This is a genomic window from Streptomyces sp. NPDC023157 (assembly GCF_055560575.1).
The window spans coordinates 117,148-134,332 of sequence record NZ_JBVHIL010000005.1 but is presented as its reverse complement, the minus strand read 5'-3'; the positions used below and the strand labels follow the sequence as shown (position 1 = coordinate 134,332).

Sequence of the window (17,185 nt, the reverse complement as noted above, 5' to 3'; positions counted from 1 at the left end):
TAGCGTTGTCGGTATGGAGACAGCACTTTCCCTCGACGCGGTCAGCCGGGTCTACGGCGGGCTCACCGCGCTCGACTCGGTCAGCCTCACCGTGCCACGCGGCCGCCTCCTCGCCGTCATGGGCGGTTCCGGCTCCGGCAAGTCCACGCTGCTGCGCTGCGCCGCCGGGCTCGAACGCCCGACCTCCGGCACGGTACGCATCGGGGACACGGAGCTCGGCCGGCTGAAGCCCGCCGCGCTGACCCGGCTGCGGCGGGACCGGATCGGATTCGTGTTCCAGTCGCTGAACCTCGTCTCCGCCCTCGACGTGCGCGAGAACGTCGCCCTGCCGCTGCTCCTCGCCGGCGCCCGCGACGACGGCGGCCGCGCCCTCGCCGGTCTCGCCGCCGTGGGCCTCGCCGACCGCGCGGGCGACGCGCCCGACACCCTCTCCGGCGGCCAGCGACAGCGCGTGGCCATCGCGCGGGCGCTGGTCACCGAACCGGAGGTGATCTTCGCCGACGAGCCGACCGCCGCCCTCGACCCGGTCACCGCGACGGAGGTCCTCACCCTGCTGCGCCGGGCCGTCGACGAGCACGGCCGCACGGTCGTCCTCGTCACCCACGACCCTGCCGCGGCGGCCTGGGCGGACGAGGCGGTCTTCCTCACCCGCGGCAGGATCACGGCCCACCTCGACCGGCCGGACGCGGAACGGGTCCGGGGGATGTTCGCGCCGGTGGCGGGGACGGCGGGGATGGCGGGGGCTGGGGCGGGGGCGATGGCGCGATGAGCGGACTCCGTGGCTCCCCGACCGCCGTCCGGCTGCTGGCGGCCCGCTCGCTGCGGGCCCACCGCAGGGCCTGGGCGGCGGTGTTCGCGGCCGTCACCCTCGTCTCGCTGCTGCTCGGCTCCCTCGCGCTGACCGCCGGTTCACTGGGACTGGCCCACGCGCGCGTGGAACGGTACGCGGCGGCCGACGTCGTCGTCGCGGCCGACCAGAACGTCCGCTGGACCACCAAGCCCTGGGCCAGCGAGCCCGTCACCACCACCGCCCCGCTGACCGAACGCATCGGGGTGCCGACCGCGGTCGCGGAGCTGCTGCGGGGAGTGGAGGGGGTGCGGGCGGTGGTGCCGGACGACGGGTTCGTCGTACGGGATGCGGGTGACGTACGGGATCCCCGTGACGTACGGGGTGCGCAGGTGGCTGCGCGGGATGCCCAGGCGGCCGTACGGGACCCCCAGGGCGTACGGGAGCACCCCGGGCGCTCGTGGGAGACCGCGCGGCTCGGCGGGTACGGGCTCACCGCCGGGCGGGCGCCAGCGGGCGCGGGGGAGGTGGTGGCCGGTGCGGGGCTGGGCGCGGGCCCTGGGGAGGGCCCGGGTGCGGGTCAGGGCGCTGGGACCGGGCCGCGGATCGGGCAGTACGTCGCCGGGCATCGGGTCGTCGGCCTCGCCGACGGGCCCGCCGCCCTCTACTTCAGCGCGGCTGAGGCGGGGCGGCTCGCGGGGCATCCCGGACGGCACGACGCGATCGGGGTGCTCGGCGCGCCCGGCGTCCCCGTGGCCACCCTCCACGCGCGGGTGCGACAGGCCCTCGACGCTTCCGGAGCGGGGGAGTTGCGGGCTTTCACGGGGAACGGCAGGGGAGGTGTCGAGGACCTGCGGGCCCTGCCCGCTCGGGACGGCCTGCTCCAGCTCCTCGCGGCCGTGGCCGCGACCGTCGTCCTGGTCACCGTCCTCGTCCTGACCTCGCTCGTCGCCCAGGCCCTCCAACAGCGCGCGCCCGAACGCGAGTTGCTGTACGCCATCGGCGCCACGCCCCGGCAGGTGCGGGCCGCCGTCGGGCGTGAGGTGAACCGGGTGGCGGGCGCGGCGGCGGTCCTGGGCGCCCTCGGGGCCGTACCGGCGTTCCTGGCTCTCCGGGCCGAACTGCGCGGCCGGGGCCTGCTGCCCGCCACGCTCGAACTCCCCGCCCCGCCCTGGCTGTTCACCGGGACGCTCGTGACCGCCGGCCTGACGGTGGGGCTCGCGCGGTGCGTGGTCGTGCTCGCGGCGGCGCGGCGCGACCGGACGCCCGCCCGCCGGCCCGGGGGCGTGCGGCAGGGGTTCGGTGTCGCCCTGCTCGTCGTCGGGGCGGGGTCGGCCGGGACCGCCACGCTCCAGGCGGGGCAGGCCGCGGGGGCGGCGGCCGGGGCGGCGACCGTGACGCTCGTGGCCGGGTGCGCGCTGCTCGGGCCGTGGCTCGCGGCAGCGGCGATGCGGGTGCTGGGGCCGGTACCGCGCAGGTTCGGCGGCGCGCCGGGACGGCTCGTGGCGGCCGGGGCGGTCGCACACTCGCGCCGACTCGGAGCCGCGCTGGTCCCGATCGTCCTGGTCAGCGCCTTCGCGACCGTGCAACTCGCGGCGGGCGCCACGATGGAACGGGCCACTGCGGAGCAGGCGCGGGCGGCGATGGTGGCGGACTACGCGGTTGGCGGGTCCGGCGCGCCCGTCGGCTCCGACGGCTCCGGCCGGTCCGGCCCGTCCGGCCGGAGCGAGGGCACTGCCGCCGCCGCTGTCTCCGTGGCCGACATCCGGCGGATGCCCGGTGTCACGGCCGTGACCGGCCTGGTGCGGTCCACGGTCGTCCTGGCGCGTACCGAGGCGGGTTCGCCCCGGCTCGACCGGCTGCCCGTGCTGGGCGTGGACGCCGAAGGGTTGGCCGAGACGCTCGATCCGGCGGTCGTCGCCGGGGACCTCGCGGGGCTCGCCCGGCCCGGTACGGTCGCCGTCGGCGCGGACCGGGCCGACTCCCTTGAGGTGCGGCCCGGTTCCACGGTGGAAGTGCGCTTCGACGACGGGGCACTGCGGCGGCTCACGGTGGTGGCCGTCTACGAACGGTCCCTCGCCCTAGGGGAGTTTCTTCTGCCCCGCGCCGAACTCGCCGCGCACATGGCCGACCCACGCCCCGCCCGCGTCCTCGTGGCGGGTCCGGGCGGGGCCGCCGTCGCCGGGGCCATGGCCCGCCCGGAGCCCGAACAGGTGGTCCCGGACGAGGCCGAGGCGAGCGGTCTGGTGTCGGCGTGCGTCGTCGCCGCGATCGGCGCGCTCACGGTGCTCTCGGTCCTGAGCACCCTCGCCCTCGTCGCCGCCGGCCGCCGGGGCGAACTCGGCCTGCTCCACCAGGTCGGCGCCTCCCGCCGCCAACTGCGCCGCATGCTGCGCCTGGAGGCGGCGTTCCTGGCCGGGACCGGACTCGTGATCGGCGGTGTCGTCGCGGCGCTCCCGCTGGCCGCGTTCAGCTGGGCGCTGACCGGCGGTCCGCCGTACCTGCCGCCGCTCCAGGCCGCGCTGATCGCGGGAACGGTGATCCTCACGACGTACGCGGGGACGGTGGTCCTGAGCCCTGTCGGGCGCCGCTGAGACGGCGGGCGGCCGTCCCCAGGCCGGGTCCGGAAAGTCCCGCCTGGTTCGCGGCGCCTGGCACGCACGATCGCCGCGTTGCCGGGGTGCCCACGTAGCTGTGCTGCGAGGGCACCCCGGCGCCTCGCGCTCGCACGGACCTCGGTGCCTCGCGCCCGGCGACGCGAGCCCCGCCCTGTCGGCAGACCGCCCCGCCCCGCCGGCAGACGGCGCGACTTTCCGTCCACGGCCTACGCGTTGAGGTACGCCAGGACGGCGAGGACCCGGCGGTGGCCGCTGTCGCTCGGGGGCAGGGCCAGTTTCGCGAAGACGTTGCCGACGTGTTTGTGGACGGCCCGTTCGGTCACCACCATCGAGCGGGCGATCGTCGCGTTGTCGTGGCCCTGGGCCATCAGCGCGAGGCACTCGCGTTCGCGCGGGGTCAGCGAGTCCAGGGGGTCGTCGCGGCGTCGGGCCATCAGTTCGGTGACGACCTCGGGGTCGAGCGCCGTGCCGCCCGCGGCGACCCGTTCCAGCGCGTCCAGGAACTCGTCGACCCGGCCCACCCGGTCCTTCAGCAGGTAGCCGACGCCCCGCGCGCCGCCGCCGAGCAGCTCGGCGGCGTAGGTCTCCTCCACGTACTGGGACAGCACGAGGACCGGCAGGAACGGGAGTTCGGTGCGGGCCGCGAGCGCCGCGCGCAGGCCCTCGTCGCGGAAGCCGGGCGGCAGCCGGACGTCGAGGACGGCCACGTCGGGCCGCTGCTCCAGGAGCAGCGGAAGGATCTCGGGGCCGGTCGCCGCCACCCCCGCCACCTCGTGTCCCGCCGAGGTCAGCAGGAGGACGAGCCCTTCTCTGAGGAGGGCGTTGTCCTCGGCGATCACCACACGCACGGAAGCTCCACTTCGATCACGGTCGGGCCCCCGACGGGGCTGGTCAGACGTACGGTCCCGTCGAGCGCGGCGACCCGGCGCCGCAGCCCGAGCAGCCCGGACCCCGCGCCCTCGCGCCCCTCGGCACCGCCCCGGCCCTCGTCCCGTACGGCGGCGCGCAGACCCGTGGGGGTGCGGGCGAGTTGGACGGAGGCGTGGGTGGCGCCGCTGTGCTTGGCGGCGTTGGTGAGGGCCTCGGCGACGGCGAAGTAGGCGGCGGCTTCGACGGCGGCGGGAGCGCGGGGGGTGTCGGGCGGGGTGCCGGGTGCGGCTTCGGAGGGGGTCCCGGGCGTGGCGCCCGGCGGCGTCTCGGTGCCGGCGGTCACCGACACACTCACCGTCACCTCCAGGCCGCTGCTCGCCGCGAGGGCCCGGACGGCGCCGGTCAGGCCGCGGTCGGTCAGGATCGGCGGGTGGATGCCCCGCACCACGTGCCGCAGTTCGGCCAGGGCCTCCTCGGCCTGGTCCTGGGCGTCGTCGAGCAGTTCGCGGGCGGTCGCCGGGTCGGAGTCGTACGCACGGCGGGCGAGCCCGATGCGCATGGAGAGCGCCACGAGCCGGGCCTGGGCGCCGTCGTGCAGGTCGCGTTCGATGCGGCGCAGTTCCGCGCCGTGCGCGGCGACCGCACCCGCCCGGGTCGCGGTCAGCTGTTCGATACGGGCGGCCAGCGCGGCGTCCCGCGCGGTGGAGGGGGCGGGGGTCAGCAGGGTCCGCGACCAGTCGGCCTCCAGGTCGGCGAGCCGGCCGATCAGCGGCAGCAGGACCGGGCGGCGGCCCGCGAGACCGGCCCAGACGCCGTCGACGAGCAGGGCCGGGGCCCACAGCACCAGCGCCCCGTACATGAGGACCATGCCGTACAGGAGCTGCGCCACCATCCATCGCAGGTCCCCGACGGTGGACGGGTCGGCGAGGGCCGTGCGTACCCGCTCGGGGAGGGAGCCTTCGAGCGGCAGATACGCCTCCGGGACCGGCGCCCCGGAACGTACGGCCGTACGGCGGCGCTCCCAGCCGGCGAGGCGGCGCAGCAGCAGGACGCTCTCCGGCAGCACGCCGGCGCCGATGACGGTGACCGCGAGGATGCCGGTGAAGAGGACGACGCCGATCATCAGATAGCAGAGGAGGGAGACGGCCGCTCCCAGGAGGAGGTGGAGCGTCGCCCTCGCCGCATCCTTGATCGACTCACGCATGGGTCCAGGCTAGGCGACGCGCCGGAGCGGGACGGTGGAGCGGGACGGCGGAGCGGGACGGTGGAGCGGGCTACACCCTCGGCCGGGAAGCGGGCACGGCTGTGCGGGCGGGGCGGGACGGGGAGGATCGAAGACGTACCGGAGAGGTACGGACAGGTACCGGACGAGGTACCGGACAGGTACCGGAGAGGTACCGGAGAAGCAGGGGGAGCGACCCGCTCCTTCCTCCCTCCACCCCCGCTCCCGCCCCGCCCCCGTCCCCTCCCCCCTTCGCTCTTCCTCCTGGAGGTTCCTCATGAGGCCCCTGCTCTGGCTCCTGCTCGCTGTCGGTGTCGTCGCCAACGTCTTCGTCACCAGCCTCTCCGGCTACACCGGGGCCACCGAGATCGTCGCGAGCGTCGGTACGGGCGTGGTGGCCATCGGCGCGGGTGTGGGCCTGTGGCTGACCCGGGCTCGGGTGGAGGGGCGGGCGTGAGTGGGTCCCGCCCGTTCGGAGGTCAGGCCGGGTTGTCGGTGCCGTGCCCCACAATGGGAGACGTACGTGAGGGGGCCGAGGAGGGGCTGTAGACATGGCCGTATGGGACGACCTGGTGGGACAGGCGCGCGTGGAGGAGCAGCTCGCGGCCGCCGCGCGGGACGCCGACGCGCTCGTGACCGCCCAGGCCGCCGGCGAGCCCGCTCCCGAGGCCTCGAAGATGACGCACGCCTGGCTGTTCACGGGCCCTCCGGGGTCGGGCCGGGACACCGCGGCGCGGGCGTTCGCGGCGGCCCTGCAGTGCGTGAGCCCGGACCGGGCGCTGGGCGGCGCGCCGGGGTGCGGCTTCTGCGACGGGTGCCACACGGCCCTGATCGGCACCCACGCCGATGTCGAGGTGGTCCGTACGGATCTGCTCTCGATCGGCGTGAAGGAGACGCGTGAACTGGTGCGGCGCGCCCAGCTGTCGCCGGCCGGCCGGCGCTGGCAGGTCATCGTCCTGGAGGACGCCGACCGGCTGACCGAAGGCGCGGCCAACGTGCTCCTGAAGGCGGTGGAGGAGCCCGCGCCGCGGACGGTCTGGCTGCTGTGCGCGCCCTCGCTGGAGGATGTGCTGCCCACGATCCGGTCCCGCTGCCGGCACCTGACGCTGAGCACTCCGTCGGTGCAGGCGGTCGCGGACCTGCTGATCCGCCGGGACGGCATCGAGCCGGAGGTGGCGCAGGCGGCGGCGCGGGCCACGCAGGGGCACATCGACCGGGCCCGGCGCCTCGCCACGGACGAGCGGGCGCGCGCCCGCCGCGCGGTGGTGCTGAAGCTGCCGATGCGGGTGGGTGACGTGGGCGGCGGTCTGCGCGCGGCGCAGGAGCTGGTCGACGCGGCGGCCGAGGACGCGAAGCAGGTCGCGGAGGAGGTCGACGTCAAGGAGACCGAGGACCTGAAGGCGGCGCTCGGCGCGGTACAGGGCGGCCGGATGCCGCGGGGCACGGCCGGGGCGATGAAGGAGCTGGAGGACCGGCAGAAGCGGCGGCGGACCAGGACGCAGCGCGACAGCCTGGACCTCGCGCTCACCGACCTGACCGGCTTCTACCGCGATGTGCTGGCGATGCAGCTGCGCGCGGCGAGCCCCCTGGCCAACGAGGACGTGCGGGACGCGCTGGAGACGATCGCCCGCGACACGACACCGGAGCGGACGCTGCGCCGGATCGAGGCGGTGCTGGCGTGCCGTGAGGCCCTCGACCGGAACGTGGCGCCGCTGCTGGCGGTGGAGGCGATGACGATGGAGCTGCGGGACTGAGATCCGTTCCACGCGCCTGAGGCGACCCACGGGGTGGGTGATTGGACACGGTCCGTACCCGTCCCGATACGCTCCGGGAATGGACTCCAGGCGCCTGTTCCGCATCTCCGCCACGGCCCTCGCGGCCGCCGGCCTGATCCTCTCCGGCTGCACGGGCGGCAGTGACGCCGCCGCGCCGTCCTCGTCCGGCGGCGGGACGGCGTCGGGGGCGGCGGGTGCGACGGCGCTGCAGAAGTACTACGGGCAGAAGGTGTCCTGGCGTGACTGCGGGGTGGCGGACTTCCAGTGCGGCACCGTGCTCGTCCCGCTCGACTACGCGAAGCCCGAGGCGGGCGACGTGAAGCTGGCGGTGTCGCGGGTGCGGGCGACGGGCCCCGGCAAGCGGCTGGGTTCGCTGCTGGTCAACCCGGGCGGCCCGGGCGGCTCGGCCGTCGGCTACCTCCAGGGGTACGCGGGCATCGGCTACCCGGCCCCGGTCCGGGCCCGCTACGACATCGTGGGCGTCGACCCGAGGGGCGTGGCCCGCAGCGAGCCGGTGGAATGCCTGACGGGCCCGCGGATGGACGCGTACACGCAGGTCGACCAGACCCCCGACGACGCCGCGGAGACACGCGCGCTCGAAGCGGCGTTCAAGGAGTTCGCGGCGGCGTGCGAGAAGCGCTCGGGCCGGGTGCTGCCGTACGTCTCCACCGTGGCGGCGGCCCGGGACATGGACGTCGTACGGGAGGTGCTCGGCGACCGGAAGCTGACGTACGTGGGGGCGTCGTACGGGACGTTCCTGGGGGCGACGTACGCGGAGCTGTTCCCCGACAAGACGGGGCGGCTCGTCCTCGACGGGGCGATGGACCCGTCGCTGTCGGCGGTGGACCTGAACCGCGACCAGACCGGCGGCTTCGAGACCGCGTTCAAGGCCTTCGCCGCGGACTGCGTCCGGCAGCGGGACTGCCCGCTCGGCACGGAGTCCGTCCCGGCGGCCACGGCGGCACTGCGGCGCTTCTTCCACGACGTGGACGCGAAGCCGGTGCCGACGGGGGAGAGCCGGCCGCTCGGCGAGTCGCTGGCGACGACGGGCGTCATCGCCGCGATGTACGACGAGGCGGCGTGGCCGCAGCTGCGGGAGGCGCTGACCCGGGCGATGGGCGGGGAGGGCTCGTCGCTGCTGGCGCTGGCCGACAGCTACTACGAGCGGGAGGCGGACGGCTCGTACGCGAACCTGATGTCCGCGAACGCCGCCGTGAACTGCCTCGACCTCCCGCCCGCCTACACGGGCCCCGAGGCCGCGGAGAAGGCGGTGCCGTCCTTCGAGCAGGCCTCGCCGGTCTTCGGCCGCGGCCTCGCCTGGGCCGCCCTGAACTGCACCTACTGGCCCACCCCCGCCACCGGCCGCCCCCACCGCATCACCGCCGAGGGCGCACCCCCGATCGTCGTCGTCGGCACCACCCGCGACCCGGCCACCCCCTACAAGTGGGCCCGCTCCCTGGCCGCCCAGCTCTCCTCGGGCACCCTCCTCACCTACGAGGGCGACGGCCACACCGCGTACGGCCGAGGCAGCGACTGCATCGACACGGCGATCAACACGTACCTCCTGGAAGGCACCGCCCCCACCGACGGAAAGCGCTGCTCATAGCCCCCCACCCCCGCACTCCGCCCCTGGTCGGAGCACCCCCGGAAACTGTGTAGACTTGGCGACGCTGCTGCACCCACCATGGGACCGCACAGCATGCCGCCTTAGCTCAGTTGGCCAGAGCAACGCACTCGTAATGCGTAGGTCTCGGGTTCGAATCCCGAAGGCGGCTCCGTGAAAGCCCCAGGACTCACTCGCCGTGACCTGGGGCTTTTGCTTTCAGCGGACGCGACGGCGTAGCTTCGCGCGGGCCGATCGAGTGTCACCGGTCTCAGTCCCGGTCTCAGTTTGGCCCTGCGGGGCCTCGATGGCCGACGCCTGGAGCTGCGGGAGGAAGGCGTCTCCCATCCGCCGCATGGCGAGGGCGAGGGCGAGGGCGACGGCGAGGAACGCGAGGTTGGCGAGGTTCGCGGCGATCGCGGTCAGCGCGCCGACGAGCAGCGGGCCGAAGCCGACACCAGCCTGCTGGAGCTTGTGTAGGGGCTGGTCAGGCGGCCTGCGACGGTTCGGGGTAGGCGCAGGGGGTGCACATGCCGAGCGAGACCGGACGCCGACCGGCGACCTGGGTCGATTCCTCCGCAGGTCTCGACGGTGGCCTCGGCCAGTCGGCGGGTGGCGGTGTCCGCGACCGTCCAGGCGGCCTGGTCGGCGGCGCCGGGCAGCAGCGTACGGCTCATGCGGCGGCGGCCAGTTCGGCCAGGTGGGCGCGGGCGTCCGCGACGACGCGGCCGGACACCTCGCTGACCCGGCCGTCCTCCCCGGCCGGCGGGGCCGCCATCACCGTGACGGTCGTGCAGGCGAGATCGAAGATCTCCTTGACCTGGGCGCGCTGCCGCTCGTCGTACGTGCCGTAGTCGGCACGGGCGGCGACCAGTGCCGCGAAGGCGGGAAGCCGGTCCTCCATGGCCACGCAGAGGTCCTTGAGCACGAGGCGGATCTCCCGGCTGCGCTGGAACACCTCCGACAGGGTCCGGCGGGCCGCGGCCAGTTCGGAATCCGCCGCTTCCAGTTCCTCGGCGACCTTCTCCTGGTCGCCGCGGGCCGAGCGGCCCCGCCATTCGAGGAGGACGCCGCCCACGACCAGCGCGGGGACGGCGACGGCCGCGGCCAGGACCATCGTCCCGGCGGCCATTCCGCCGCCGCCCGCCGCGAGCGAACCGCCGCCCAGCCAGGCCAGGGTGGCGCTGCTCGCCGCGGCGCCGGAGAGGCCGGAGATGGCCGTGCCCGTGGACGCGGTGGCGAAGGCGCCGACCGCCAGGTACGTGGCCGTGCCGATGCCCGCTCCGGCGACCCCGCCGCCGAGGAGTGACCCGACCGCGGACATCGCGAGCCGCTGTATCTCTCGCAGTTCGACGTCGGCGGTGGCGTGCCCGGCGGGTGTCACCGGGGCCAGTTCGGCGAGATCCACCTGCTTGAGCCGCTCGAACGCGTCCCGGAAGGGGACGAGGGCACGGTCGTACGTGGCCTGCCGCTGCTGCTCCTGTGCCGCGTTCTCCTGGACGATGTGCCGGTCGAGCTTCTTGCGACGGGCGCTCAGCTTCTCGTGGCGCTGTGCGTTTCTTCGCTTGAGCACGACGGCCTGGTACATGGCTACGGCCACGTGGCATTCCCTCCGCCAGTCGAGCTGACCGGGCGTCAGGCTACCGCCGGTCGGGGGCCGGGCAGGGCATGTCCGGGAAAGTGGAACCCTTCCGTTCGACCCTGTTCCGAGGAGAGGGAAATCGCATCGGGATGCACGCGACGGACGCCCCGGTGGTGTCACCGAGGCGTCCGGGTAATCGCTGTGGGGGTCAGCCGTGTTCGTGGCCCCAGTCCTTGCACAGGGACCAGATGACGAAGATGGAGACGCCGATCAGGATGAGGGCCCACCAGGGGGTGTAGGGGAGCCACATGAAGTTGGTGATGATGGTGAGGGCGGCGATGAAGATGCCGGCGGCGCGGGCCCAGCTCATGCCCTTCAGGAGGCCGAGGCCTACCAGGACGCCGAGAATGCCGAGGATCAGGTGGATCCAGCCCCAGGCGGTCAGGTCGAATTTGAAGACGTAGTCGCCTACGCGGGTGTAGACGTCGTCCTTCGCGATCGCCGCGATTCCCTGGAAGATGTCCAGGACACCCACGACGCTGAGCACGACACCTCCGAAGAGGGTGCCCCCCGACGCCCATTTCTCGGCGCCCGTCCTCGACGCCCTCGGTTGCTCGGTCATGGCCTGCTCCTTCTTCGTCGCGGGGCGCGTCAGCGCCTGAGAATCCGGTCCTTTCCGAGGGCGAATTCCTCGTCCGACAGCACGCCCTGGTCGTGGAGCTTTCCCAGGCGTTCCAGGCTGCTGAGGGCTTCGTCCGTGAGCATTGCCGGTTCCGGGGCCGGTGGTTCAGGGGCCCGCATCGGTTCCGGGGCTTGGGCGGGTGCCGCTCGTTCGGCCTGGCGGCGGGCCACGCGGTTCGAGACCGCGGTCGCCGTGCCGGCCGCGACGGCCGATCGTGCCGCCACTCCGATCAGTCCGGGGCGCCCTTCGCGCCGGAGACCACGACCCAGCATGGTTCTCACCCTCTCCTCTTCAGACAGCGTCAGTTGGCGTCAGACCGCGTCAGGCGGCGTCCTCGTACGCGCGCTCCACCGCCTCGGCGGGGATGCGTTCGTGGGCGAGGAGTTCACCGCCCGCCCTGCGGATCGCGCTGGTGATCCCGGCCGCCCAGGTGTCCTCCCACAGCAGGACCGCGGCCGACGAGTCCGGTGCGAGTTCCTCGGCGATCAGGGCCAGGTCCTGGTCGCTGAACAGGCCGCCGATCTCGCCGTCGATGTCGTCGAAGACCGACGCCTCCGTCGGGTCCAGCGCGTCCAGTTCGATGTACGAGACCGATCCGTCGGCTTCCTTCTTGATGAAGGTCAGGTCGAGGATCCGTACCGTGCCGCTCGCCACCAGGTTCCTCAGCTCCGGGGCGATCTCGCCGCGGAAGCGGTTGCCCGGGAACGCGATGACGACGTATTCGACCGCTCCTACGTCCATGGGGTCGGCGTCTCCTTCTTCTCAGCCGGACAGGACCTTCTCCTTGGCCCGCGCGTACTCCTCGGGCGTGATGGCTCCGCGGTCCTTCAGCTCGGCCAGCTTCGCCAGCTGGTCGGCGTGGCCGGCGCCGGGCGGCTGTTCGTTCGCGGTGGCGGCGGCGCGGATGTACTCCTGGAACTCCCGCTCGTTGCTGCGGGCCCGCTGCATCTCGCGCATGCCCATGTCCTTGCCGCGGGCGATGAGGTACACGAAGCAGCCCAGGAACGGGAGGAGGACGACGAAGGCCGTCCAGCCCGCCTTGCCCCAGCCGCCCATGCCGTCGTCGCGGAAGATGTCGCCGATGATGCGGAAGAGCAGCATGAACCAGAGGACCCAGAGGAAGACCCACATGATCGTCCAGAACATGTTCAGGAGGGGATAGTCCATGGTCGGCCTCCTTGTCGACGGCAGGGGAAGCCGCCGGGACGTGTGATGTCCGCACTATTCATTCTCGCCCCGCCGGGGTTTGATCGCACGGCGGGAAGATCGCGAAGGAGCCGGCCGGGAGGCCGGCCAGGGGGAAGGGGAACGGCGTGGAGGTCACCGAGCGGACGCGGCTGCGGCGCATGCGGGAGAAGGGCAGCCATCGGCGGGAGGACCTGGACGCGGTGCTCGGCGCCGGGTTCCTCTGCCACCTCGGGGTGGTCGTGGACGGCGCGCCGATGGTCGTGCCGACCGTGTACGGCGTCGAGGGCGACACGATCTACGTGCACGGCTCGGTCGCGAGCCGCAGCCTCGTGCGGGCGCCCGACGGGGTCGTCTGCGTCACCGTGACCCACGTGGACGGGCTGGTGCTCGCCCGGTCCGTGTTCGAGCACGGCGTGAACTACCGCTGCGCGATGATCTACGGCGTCCCGCGCGTCGTCACCGACCCCGACGAGAAGCTGCGCGGGCTGCGCGCCCTCACCGAGCAGTCGACGCCGGGACAGTGGGAGTACGCCCGGCGGCCCAGCCGCAAGGAACTCGCCGCGACCTCCCTCGTCGCGCTCGACCTCACCGAGGCCTCCGTCAAGGTCGCCGCCGGGCCTCCGGACGACGGGGACTCGCCCGACGCCGAGCTGGGCTTGTGGGCGGGCGTCCTGCCGGTCGTCACCACCTTCGGCGCGCCCGTCCCCGATCCCGTACTGCCCGTCGGGATCGAGCCACCCGCGCATGTCGCCGGGAGGGCGGGGCGGGTCCTCGGGGAGGCGTAGCCCTCCTCCCGGGCCGGTGGCCGGTTCTTGCCGTATCGCTGTCAGGTCGTTCCCGGGCGGGGGGCCGGGGAGGCCTGGAGTCCGTTCCCGGGCGGGGGCCGGGGAGGGCTTGCAGGCCCCCCACCAGCCCTCGGCCGGGAAGGGCCTTCCCGGGCTGTCCGAAACCATGAGGCTACCCGCGATCACCTGGGCCGCTCCCGCCCTGGCTGACGTTCATTTATTTTTCATCATTCGCCGGGCGGTTCCCATGGGTCCGGTTTCTAAACATCGTTTTGACGCAGTATCCAGTACTGGCCCCGTCCTGTAATGTCACTCACCCGAAAGGGTGCCCTGAACTTCCCGCCGGAAATGACCACTCCGGGGCCGACTGATTCGGGGCGATCAAATGGTTCGAAAGATCGACCCGATGACTGAAGGTGAGAAAATGGGGGGCTTCGCCGACCCTTGCGGAGGGACGCGCCAAGGTGCCGGGCTCTCGTCGCTGGCGTCGCTGATCGGGCAGGACGAGACCTGTGTCGACGTCTACCGGCTCGTGATCACCCAACCGCGGTGGGGGATCACCGAGATCGCCACGGAGCTGGGGGCGGCCGAATCCACCGTCCGCGGCTGCCTGGACAAACTCGCGGAACTGTCCATGCTCTATCCCGCCAAGGACGCCACGGACGTCGCTCCGATAAGTCCGGAGGTCGGACTCGCCTCCTACATTCACCGGCGGGAAACCGAAATCCATTCACAGCAGCTGGAGTTGGCCGCCGTACGGGCCGCCACCGCCGAGCTCACCGCGATCTACGCCTCACAGCGCGCCCGGCACGGCAATGTCGGTCTGGAGCAGCTGGAGGGCGTCAACGAGGTGCGCGCCCGGCTGTCCGAACTCGCCCGGCACGCCGACACCGAGATCCTGGCCTTCATGCCCGGCGGCGCCCAGAGCCCCGAGGCGCTGGAGGCCAGCCGTCCGCTCGACGAGCAGACCCTGGCCTCCGGCGTGAAACTGCGCACCATCTACCTCGACAGCGTCCGCAACGACCGGGCCACCACCGAGTACGCCCGCTGGCTCTCCGAACTGGGCGGCGAGATCAGGACCACGCCCTCGCTGCCGCTGCGCATGCTGATCGCCGACCGGAACGTGGCGCTCCTCCCGGTCAGCCCCGAGGACACCCGGGCCGGGGCGGTCATCCTCCGCGCCCCCGGGGTCGTCACCGCCCTCCTCGCCCTCTTCGAGATGGTCTGGGAGAGCGCCGTCCCGCTGCACGGCAAACAGCAGCCCGTCACCGACGAACCCACCCAGCAGGAGATCGAGTTGCTCCGGCTGCTGCAGAAGGGGCACACCGACGAGGTCGCCGCCCGCAAGCTGGGCCTCTCGCTCCGTACCGCCCGCCGCATGATGTCCACCATCTCCCAACGTCTCGGCGCCCGGAGCCGGTTCGAGACCGGCGTGCTGGCCGAACGGGCCGGCTGGCTCTGACCCCTCGCCGTATACGTTCGGCGTTCGGCGTTCGTCCCGCATCGTTCGCCCTGCATCGTTCGTCTGCGTCGTTCGCCGTTTCGTCGTATACGGTCCGAACATTACAAAGGGCTCACCGGATATCGGTGGGCCCTTTGCTGCCATGGCATCAAGCTGCCCCGGAGAACGTGCCGAAGTCCGGTATGCGACTGGGATTCTCTCTGCCATGTACGCCATCCATCTCGACCTCCCGCCCGGTGAATTCGGGCAGGCGCGGATCGATCTCGACGATCTCGCCCGGGTGGTCCCCCAGGTCTCCAGATGCCACGTGGAGCACGTCTACCGGACGGTCCTCTACGTCACCGCCGGCTCCGCCCCCGAGGCCGGCACCGGGGTCCTCGCCGCCGTACAGCACCTGCTCCTGCGGCCGCCACCCGGTGAACGGGTACGGGTCGAGCTGCGGGTTCCCCGTGAGGGGCGGGACATCGGGCTCTGCCATGGCGTCGTGTCCGTCGTCGAGGACGCCGGGCTTCCGCTGCCGCTCTGAGCCCCCGGCGCCCCTGGCACCGGCGGCGCCCGCCGTCGGGCCTCCCGCCGCCCCCCGTCGCCCCCGCACCTCCTGGCCACTTGCAGCCACTGCACCTTGGTGCCAGCGCGCATCCCTTGTAGGGCCCTCCGGCTCCTGACACATTCGAGAAGGCCAGCGAGCCCCGCCGAATTCCACCCGCGCATTCATTTGTGCATTCCGCCTGCGTATTCCGCTGTCCTCCTGTCCTCGTTCATTTCTGGGAAAGGTATTCCGTCCAATGAAACCCGGTGTCACCCTCCACGAGAATTTCGAGCGGACCGCCTCCCGTTTCCCGGAATCCGTCGCCGTCACCGATGGCCGTACCCAGCTCACCTACCGCGAGCTGGACGAGCGGGCCGAGCGGCTCGCCGGGGCGCTGCGGGCCGCGGGCGCGGGGCGGGACCAGCGGGTCGGGCTCTGCGTCGAGCGGGGGGCCGAGCTCGTCGTCGGTCTGCTCGGCATCCTGAAGGCCGGGGCCGGATACGTGCCGGTCGACCCCGCCTACCCGGCCGAGCGGCGTGAGTTCGTTCTCGGCCACTGCGACTCCGGTCTGGTCGTCGCCCACGCCGCGACCGCCTCCCTCGTCGAGGGCCGTCAGGTCGTCCGGGTGGACGCGCTGCCGGAGGCCGCCGCCGAGGCGCCGGCCGGGCACCGGGGTGCGGACGCCGAGAGCCTCGCGTACGTCATCTTCACCTCGGGTTCGACGGGCGAGCCCAAGGGTGTCGAGATCGAACACCGCAACGCGGTCCGGCTGTTCACCGCCACCGCCCCGGTCTTCGCGTTCGACGAGACCGACGTGTGGACCAACTTCCACTCCACCGCCTTCGACTTCTCCGTGTGGGAGATCTGGGGCGCGCTGTTCTTCGGTGGCCGCCTGGTGATCGTGGACCGCGACACAGCCCGCGACCCGCAGGCCTTCCTCACGCTGCTGCGCCGCGAGCGCGTCACGGTGCTCAACCAGACGCCGTCGGCCTTCCGCAACCTGATCAACGTCGACGAGGGGCAGCCGCTGGACCTGCGGTACGTCGTCTTCGGCGGCGAGAAGCTGGACTACCGCTCGCTGAAGCCGTGGGTGGAGCGGCACGGCATCGAGACGCCCGCGCTGGTCAACATGTACGGGATCACCGAGACCACGGTGCACGTCACCTGGAAGGTCATCTCCGAGCGCGACCTGGCCGGCGAGGGCGACAGCCTCATCGGCCGTCCCATCGGGGACCTGCGGCTCGCCGTCCTCGACGAGTCGGGCGCGGAGCTGCCGATCGGCGCCGAGGGCGGGCTGCACGTGGCCGGCGAGGGCGTCGCCCGCGGCTACCTCGGCCACCCCGAGCTGACCGCCGAGCGCTTCGTCGAGCGGACCCTGGCCGACGGCTCCACCGCGCGCTGGTACGACTCCGGCGACCGCGGTGTGCAGATCGCCCCGGGCCAGTTCGCCTACGCGGGCCGTGCCGACCGCCAGGTGAAGATCCGCGGTTACCGCGTGGAGCCGGGCGAGATCGAGGCCGTGCTCCAGCAGCACGCCGCCGTCCGCGACGCGGTCGTCCTCGTCGCCGACTTCGGTTCCGGCGACCCGCGTCTGGTGGCGTACCCGGTCGTCGAGGCCGGCACGGACGCCGAGGCCCTCGCCGCGGAGCTGAAGGAGGCCGTGGCGGCCGCGCTGCCCGCGTACATGGCGCCCTCCACGTACCTCGCCATCGACGAACTCCCGGTCACCGTCAACGGCAAGCTGGACGAGAGCGTCCTGCGCAAGCGGCTGGAGCTGCGGCTCGCCGAGGCCGCCGACAGCGCCCGCGAGCAGAGCGCGGCCGGCGGTTCCGTCGAGGACGCCCTGCGCGGCATCTGGGCCGAGGTCCTCGGCACCGGGGACCCGGGCGCGATCGCGGACACCGACGAGTTCTTCGACCTCGGCGGCACCTCGTTCTCCCTGATCCACATGCTCAGCGTCGTCAACGACCGCTACCGGCTGAGCCTCAACGTCGGGACGCTCGCCGAGGGCGCGAACATCGCCGCCCTCGCCGCCGCCGTCCAGCAGCAGCTCTCCCTCACCTCGCGCTAGGAGACCAGGAC

At 73.2% G+C, this 17,185-nt stretch carries 17 protein-coding genes and 1 tRNA gene; 10 read left to right on the top strand and 8 right to left on the bottom strand.

What is annotated here, in order from left to right; translation table 11 throughout:
• The first annotated feature begins 13 nt into the window (after window positions 1–13).
• The gene (locus ACZ3ZE_RS19245) at window positions 14–769 is read left to right on the top strand and encodes an ABC transporter ATP-binding protein (RefSeq protein WP_361620825.1); all 756 of its coding nucleotides are present in this window, start codon (window positions 14–16) and stop codon (window positions 767–769) included.
• Window positions 766–3,381, top strand: coding sequence for an FtsX-like permease family protein (locus ACZ3ZE_RS19240; protein WP_467259896.1), 2,616 nt, complete (start codon window positions 766–768; stop codon window positions 3,379–3,381). The genes ACZ3ZE_RS19245 and ACZ3ZE_RS19240 overlap by 4 nt, the downstream gene beginning before the upstream one ends.
• A 230-nt stretch (window positions 3,382–3,611) precedes the next feature.
• Here the strand turns inward: ACZ3ZE_RS19240 and ACZ3ZE_RS19235 are convergent, their stop codons facing one another.
• Both ACZ3ZE_RS19235 and ACZ3ZE_RS19230 read right to left on the bottom strand, forming a co-directional pair.
• Window positions 3,612–4,253: a response regulator transcription factor gene (locus tag ACZ3ZE_RS19235; RefSeq protein WP_361176779.1), complete on the bottom strand. Its 642-nt coding sequence runs from the start codon at window positions 4,251–4,253 to the stop codon at window positions 3,612–3,614.
• Window positions 4,241–5,479, bottom strand: a complete 1,239-nt coding sequence (locus tag ACZ3ZE_RS19230) for a sensor histidine kinase (RefSeq protein WP_467259894.1) — start codon at window positions 5,477–5,479, stop codon at window positions 4,241–4,243. The genes ACZ3ZE_RS19235 and ACZ3ZE_RS19230 overlap by 13 nt, the downstream gene beginning before the upstream one ends.
• 295 nt (window positions 5,480–5,774) lie before the next feature.
• Here ACZ3ZE_RS19230 and ACZ3ZE_RS19225 point away from each other — a divergent pair, with 295 nt between their 5' ends.
• From ACZ3ZE_RS19225 to ACZ3ZE_RS19210, 4 genes are all read left to right on the top strand, one after another.
• Window positions 5,775–5,954 carry a hypothetical protein gene (locus ACZ3ZE_RS19225; RefSeq protein ID WP_361176775.1) on the top strand — a complete coding sequence of 60 codons (180 nt, stop codon included), beginning with the start codon at window positions 5,775–5,777 and terminating at the stop codon, window positions 5,952–5,954.
• Between the two features lie 94 nt (window positions 5,955–6,048).
• Window positions 6,049–7,251, top strand: a complete 1,203-nt coding sequence (locus tag ACZ3ZE_RS19220; protein WP_361176773.1) for a DNA polymerase III subunit delta' — start codon at window positions 6,049–6,051, stop codon at window positions 7,249–7,251.
• Window positions 7,252–7,330: 79 nt separating this feature from the next.
• Window positions 7,331–8,878, top strand: a complete 1,548-nt coding sequence (locus ACZ3ZE_RS19215) for an alpha/beta hydrolase (RefSeq protein WP_467259891.1) — start codon at window positions 7,331–7,333, stop codon at window positions 8,876–8,878.
• Between the two features lie 95 nt (window positions 8,879–8,973).
• Window positions 8,974–9,047 (top strand) — tRNA-Thr (locus ACZ3ZE_RS19210).
• A gap of 47 nt (window positions 9,048–9,094) precedes the next feature.
• On the opposite strand, the gene ACZ3ZE_RS19205 is transcribed toward ACZ3ZE_RS19210, so the two are convergent.
• The 6 genes from ACZ3ZE_RS19205 to ACZ3ZE_RS19180 form a co-directional block, all read right to left on the bottom strand.
• On the bottom strand, window positions 9,095–9,292 hold the full coding sequence (locus ACZ3ZE_RS19205) for a hypothetical protein (protein ID WP_467260215.1): 198 nt from the start codon (window positions 9,290–9,292) through the stop codon (window positions 9,095–9,097).
• 256 nt (window positions 9,293–9,548) lie between these two features.
• Window positions 9,549–10,475: a hypothetical protein gene (locus tag ACZ3ZE_RS19200; RefSeq protein ID WP_442303668.1), complete on the bottom strand. Its 927-nt coding sequence runs from the start codon at window positions 10,473–10,475 to the stop codon at window positions 9,549–9,551.
• Window positions 10,476–10,665: 190 nt separating this feature from the next.
• Entirely contained in the window at window positions 10,666–11,079 is a 414-nt protein-coding gene (locus ACZ3ZE_RS19195; protein ID WP_361176767.1) for a DUF7144 family membrane protein, read from the bottom strand.
• Window positions 11,080–11,108: 29 nt separating this feature from the next.
• Window positions 11,109–11,222 (bottom strand): SHOCT domain-containing protein, encoded by a 114-nt coding sequence (locus tag ACZ3ZE_RS19190; protein ID WP_361176765.1) that lies wholly within the window; start codon window positions 11,220–11,222, stop codon window positions 11,109–11,111.
• Window positions 11,223–11,460: 238 nt separating this feature from the next.
• Window positions 11,461–11,880 carry a DUF6325 family protein gene (locus ACZ3ZE_RS19185; protein WP_361176763.1) on the bottom strand — a complete coding sequence of 140 codons (420 nt, stop codon included), beginning with the start codon at window positions 11,878–11,880 and terminating at the stop codon, window positions 11,461–11,463.
• A gap of 21 nt (window positions 11,881–11,901) precedes the next feature.
• Entirely contained in the window at window positions 11,902–12,306 is a 405-nt protein-coding gene (locus tag ACZ3ZE_RS19180; RefSeq protein WP_361176761.1) for an SHOCT domain-containing protein, read from the bottom strand.
• Window positions 12,307–12,485: 179 nt separating this feature from the next.
• On the opposite strand from ACZ3ZE_RS19180, the gene ACZ3ZE_RS19175 reads away from it, so the two are divergent.
• The 4 genes from ACZ3ZE_RS19175 to ACZ3ZE_RS19160 all read left to right on the top strand — a co-directional run bounded on the left by ACZ3ZE_RS19175 (window position 12,486) and on the right by ACZ3ZE_RS19160 (window position 17,174).
• Window positions 12,486–13,112, top strand: coding sequence for a pyridoxamine 5'-phosphate oxidase family protein (locus ACZ3ZE_RS19175; protein ID WP_361176862.1), 627 nt, complete (start codon window positions 12,486–12,488; stop codon window positions 13,110–13,112).
• 406 nt (window positions 13,113–13,518) lie between these two features.
• Window positions 13,519–14,574, top strand: a complete 1,056-nt coding sequence (locus ACZ3ZE_RS19170) for a helix-turn-helix transcriptional regulator (protein WP_361176759.1) — start codon at window positions 13,519–13,521, stop codon at window positions 14,572–14,574.
• A gap of 205 nt (window positions 14,575–14,779) precedes the next feature.
• Window positions 14,780–15,100, top strand: a complete 321-nt coding sequence (locus ACZ3ZE_RS19165; RefSeq protein ID WP_361176757.1) for a hypothetical protein — start codon at window positions 14,780–14,782, stop codon at window positions 15,098–15,100.
• 259 nt (window positions 15,101–15,359) lie between these two features.
• Window positions 15,360–17,174: an amino acid adenylation domain-containing protein gene (locus ACZ3ZE_RS19160; RefSeq protein ID WP_361620799.1), complete on the top strand. Its 1,815-nt coding sequence runs from the start codon at window positions 15,360–15,362 to the stop codon at window positions 17,172–17,174.
• Window positions 17,175–17,185: the final 11 nt, after the last annotated feature.

What these genes read in the sequence shown, in the direction of transcription:
- ACZ3ZE_RS19220 (WP_361176773.1), top strand. Translation starts at nt 6,049, where the DNA reads ATGGCCGTATGGGACGACCTGGTGGGACAGGCGCGCGTGGAGGAGCAG.
- ACZ3ZE_RS19160 (WP_361620799.1), top strand. Translation starts at nt 15,360, where the DNA reads ATGAAACCCGGTGTCACCCTCCACGAGAATTTCGAGCGGACCGCCTCC.
- ACZ3ZE_RS19185 (WP_361176763.1), bottom strand. Translation starts at nt 11,880, where the DNA reads ATGGACGTAGGAGCGGTCGAATACGTCGTCATCGCGTTCCCGGGCAAC.
- ACZ3ZE_RS19240 (WP_467259896.1), top strand. Translation starts at nt 766, where the DNA reads ATGAGCGGACTCCGTGGCTCCCCGACCGCCGTCCGGCTGCTGGCGGCC.
- ACZ3ZE_RS19245 (WP_361620825.1), top strand. Translation starts at nt 14, where the DNA reads ATGGAGACAGCACTTTCCCTCGACGCGGTCAGCCGGGTCTACGGCGGG.
- ACZ3ZE_RS19195 (WP_361176767.1), bottom strand. Translation starts at nt 11,079, where the DNA reads ATGACCGAGCAACCGAGGGCGTCGAGGACGGGCGCCGAGAAATGGGCG.
- ACZ3ZE_RS19190 (WP_361176765.1), bottom strand. Translation starts at nt 11,222, where the DNA reads ATGCTCACGGACGAAGCCCTCAGCAGCCTGGAACGCCTGGGAAAGCTC.
- ACZ3ZE_RS19225 (WP_361176775.1), top strand. Translation starts at nt 5,775, where the DNA reads ATGAGGCCCCTGCTCTGGCTCCTGCTCGCTGTCGGTGTCGTCGCCAAC.
- ACZ3ZE_RS19180 (WP_361176761.1), bottom strand. Translation starts at nt 12,306, where the DNA reads ATGGACTATCCCCTCCTGAACATGTTCTGGACGATCATGTGGGTCTTC.
- ACZ3ZE_RS19230 (WP_467259894.1), bottom strand. Translation starts at nt 5,479, where the DNA reads ATGCGTGAGTCGATCAAGGATGCGGCGAGGGCGACGCTCCACCTCCTC.
- ACZ3ZE_RS19165 (WP_361176757.1), top strand. Translation starts at nt 14,780, where the DNA reads ATGTACGCCATCCATCTCGACCTCCCGCCCGGTGAATTCGGGCAGGCG.
- ACZ3ZE_RS19175 (WP_361176862.1), top strand. Translation starts at nt 12,486, where the DNA reads ATGCGGGAGAAGGGCAGCCATCGGCGGGAGGACCTGGACGCGGTGCTC.
- ACZ3ZE_RS19170 (WP_361176759.1), top strand. Translation starts at nt 13,519, where the DNA reads ATGACTGAAGGTGAGAAAATGGGGGGCTTCGCCGACCCTTGCGGAGGG.
- ACZ3ZE_RS19215 (WP_467259891.1), top strand. Translation starts at nt 7,331, where the DNA reads ATGGACTCCAGGCGCCTGTTCCGCATCTCCGCCACGGCCCTCGCGGCC.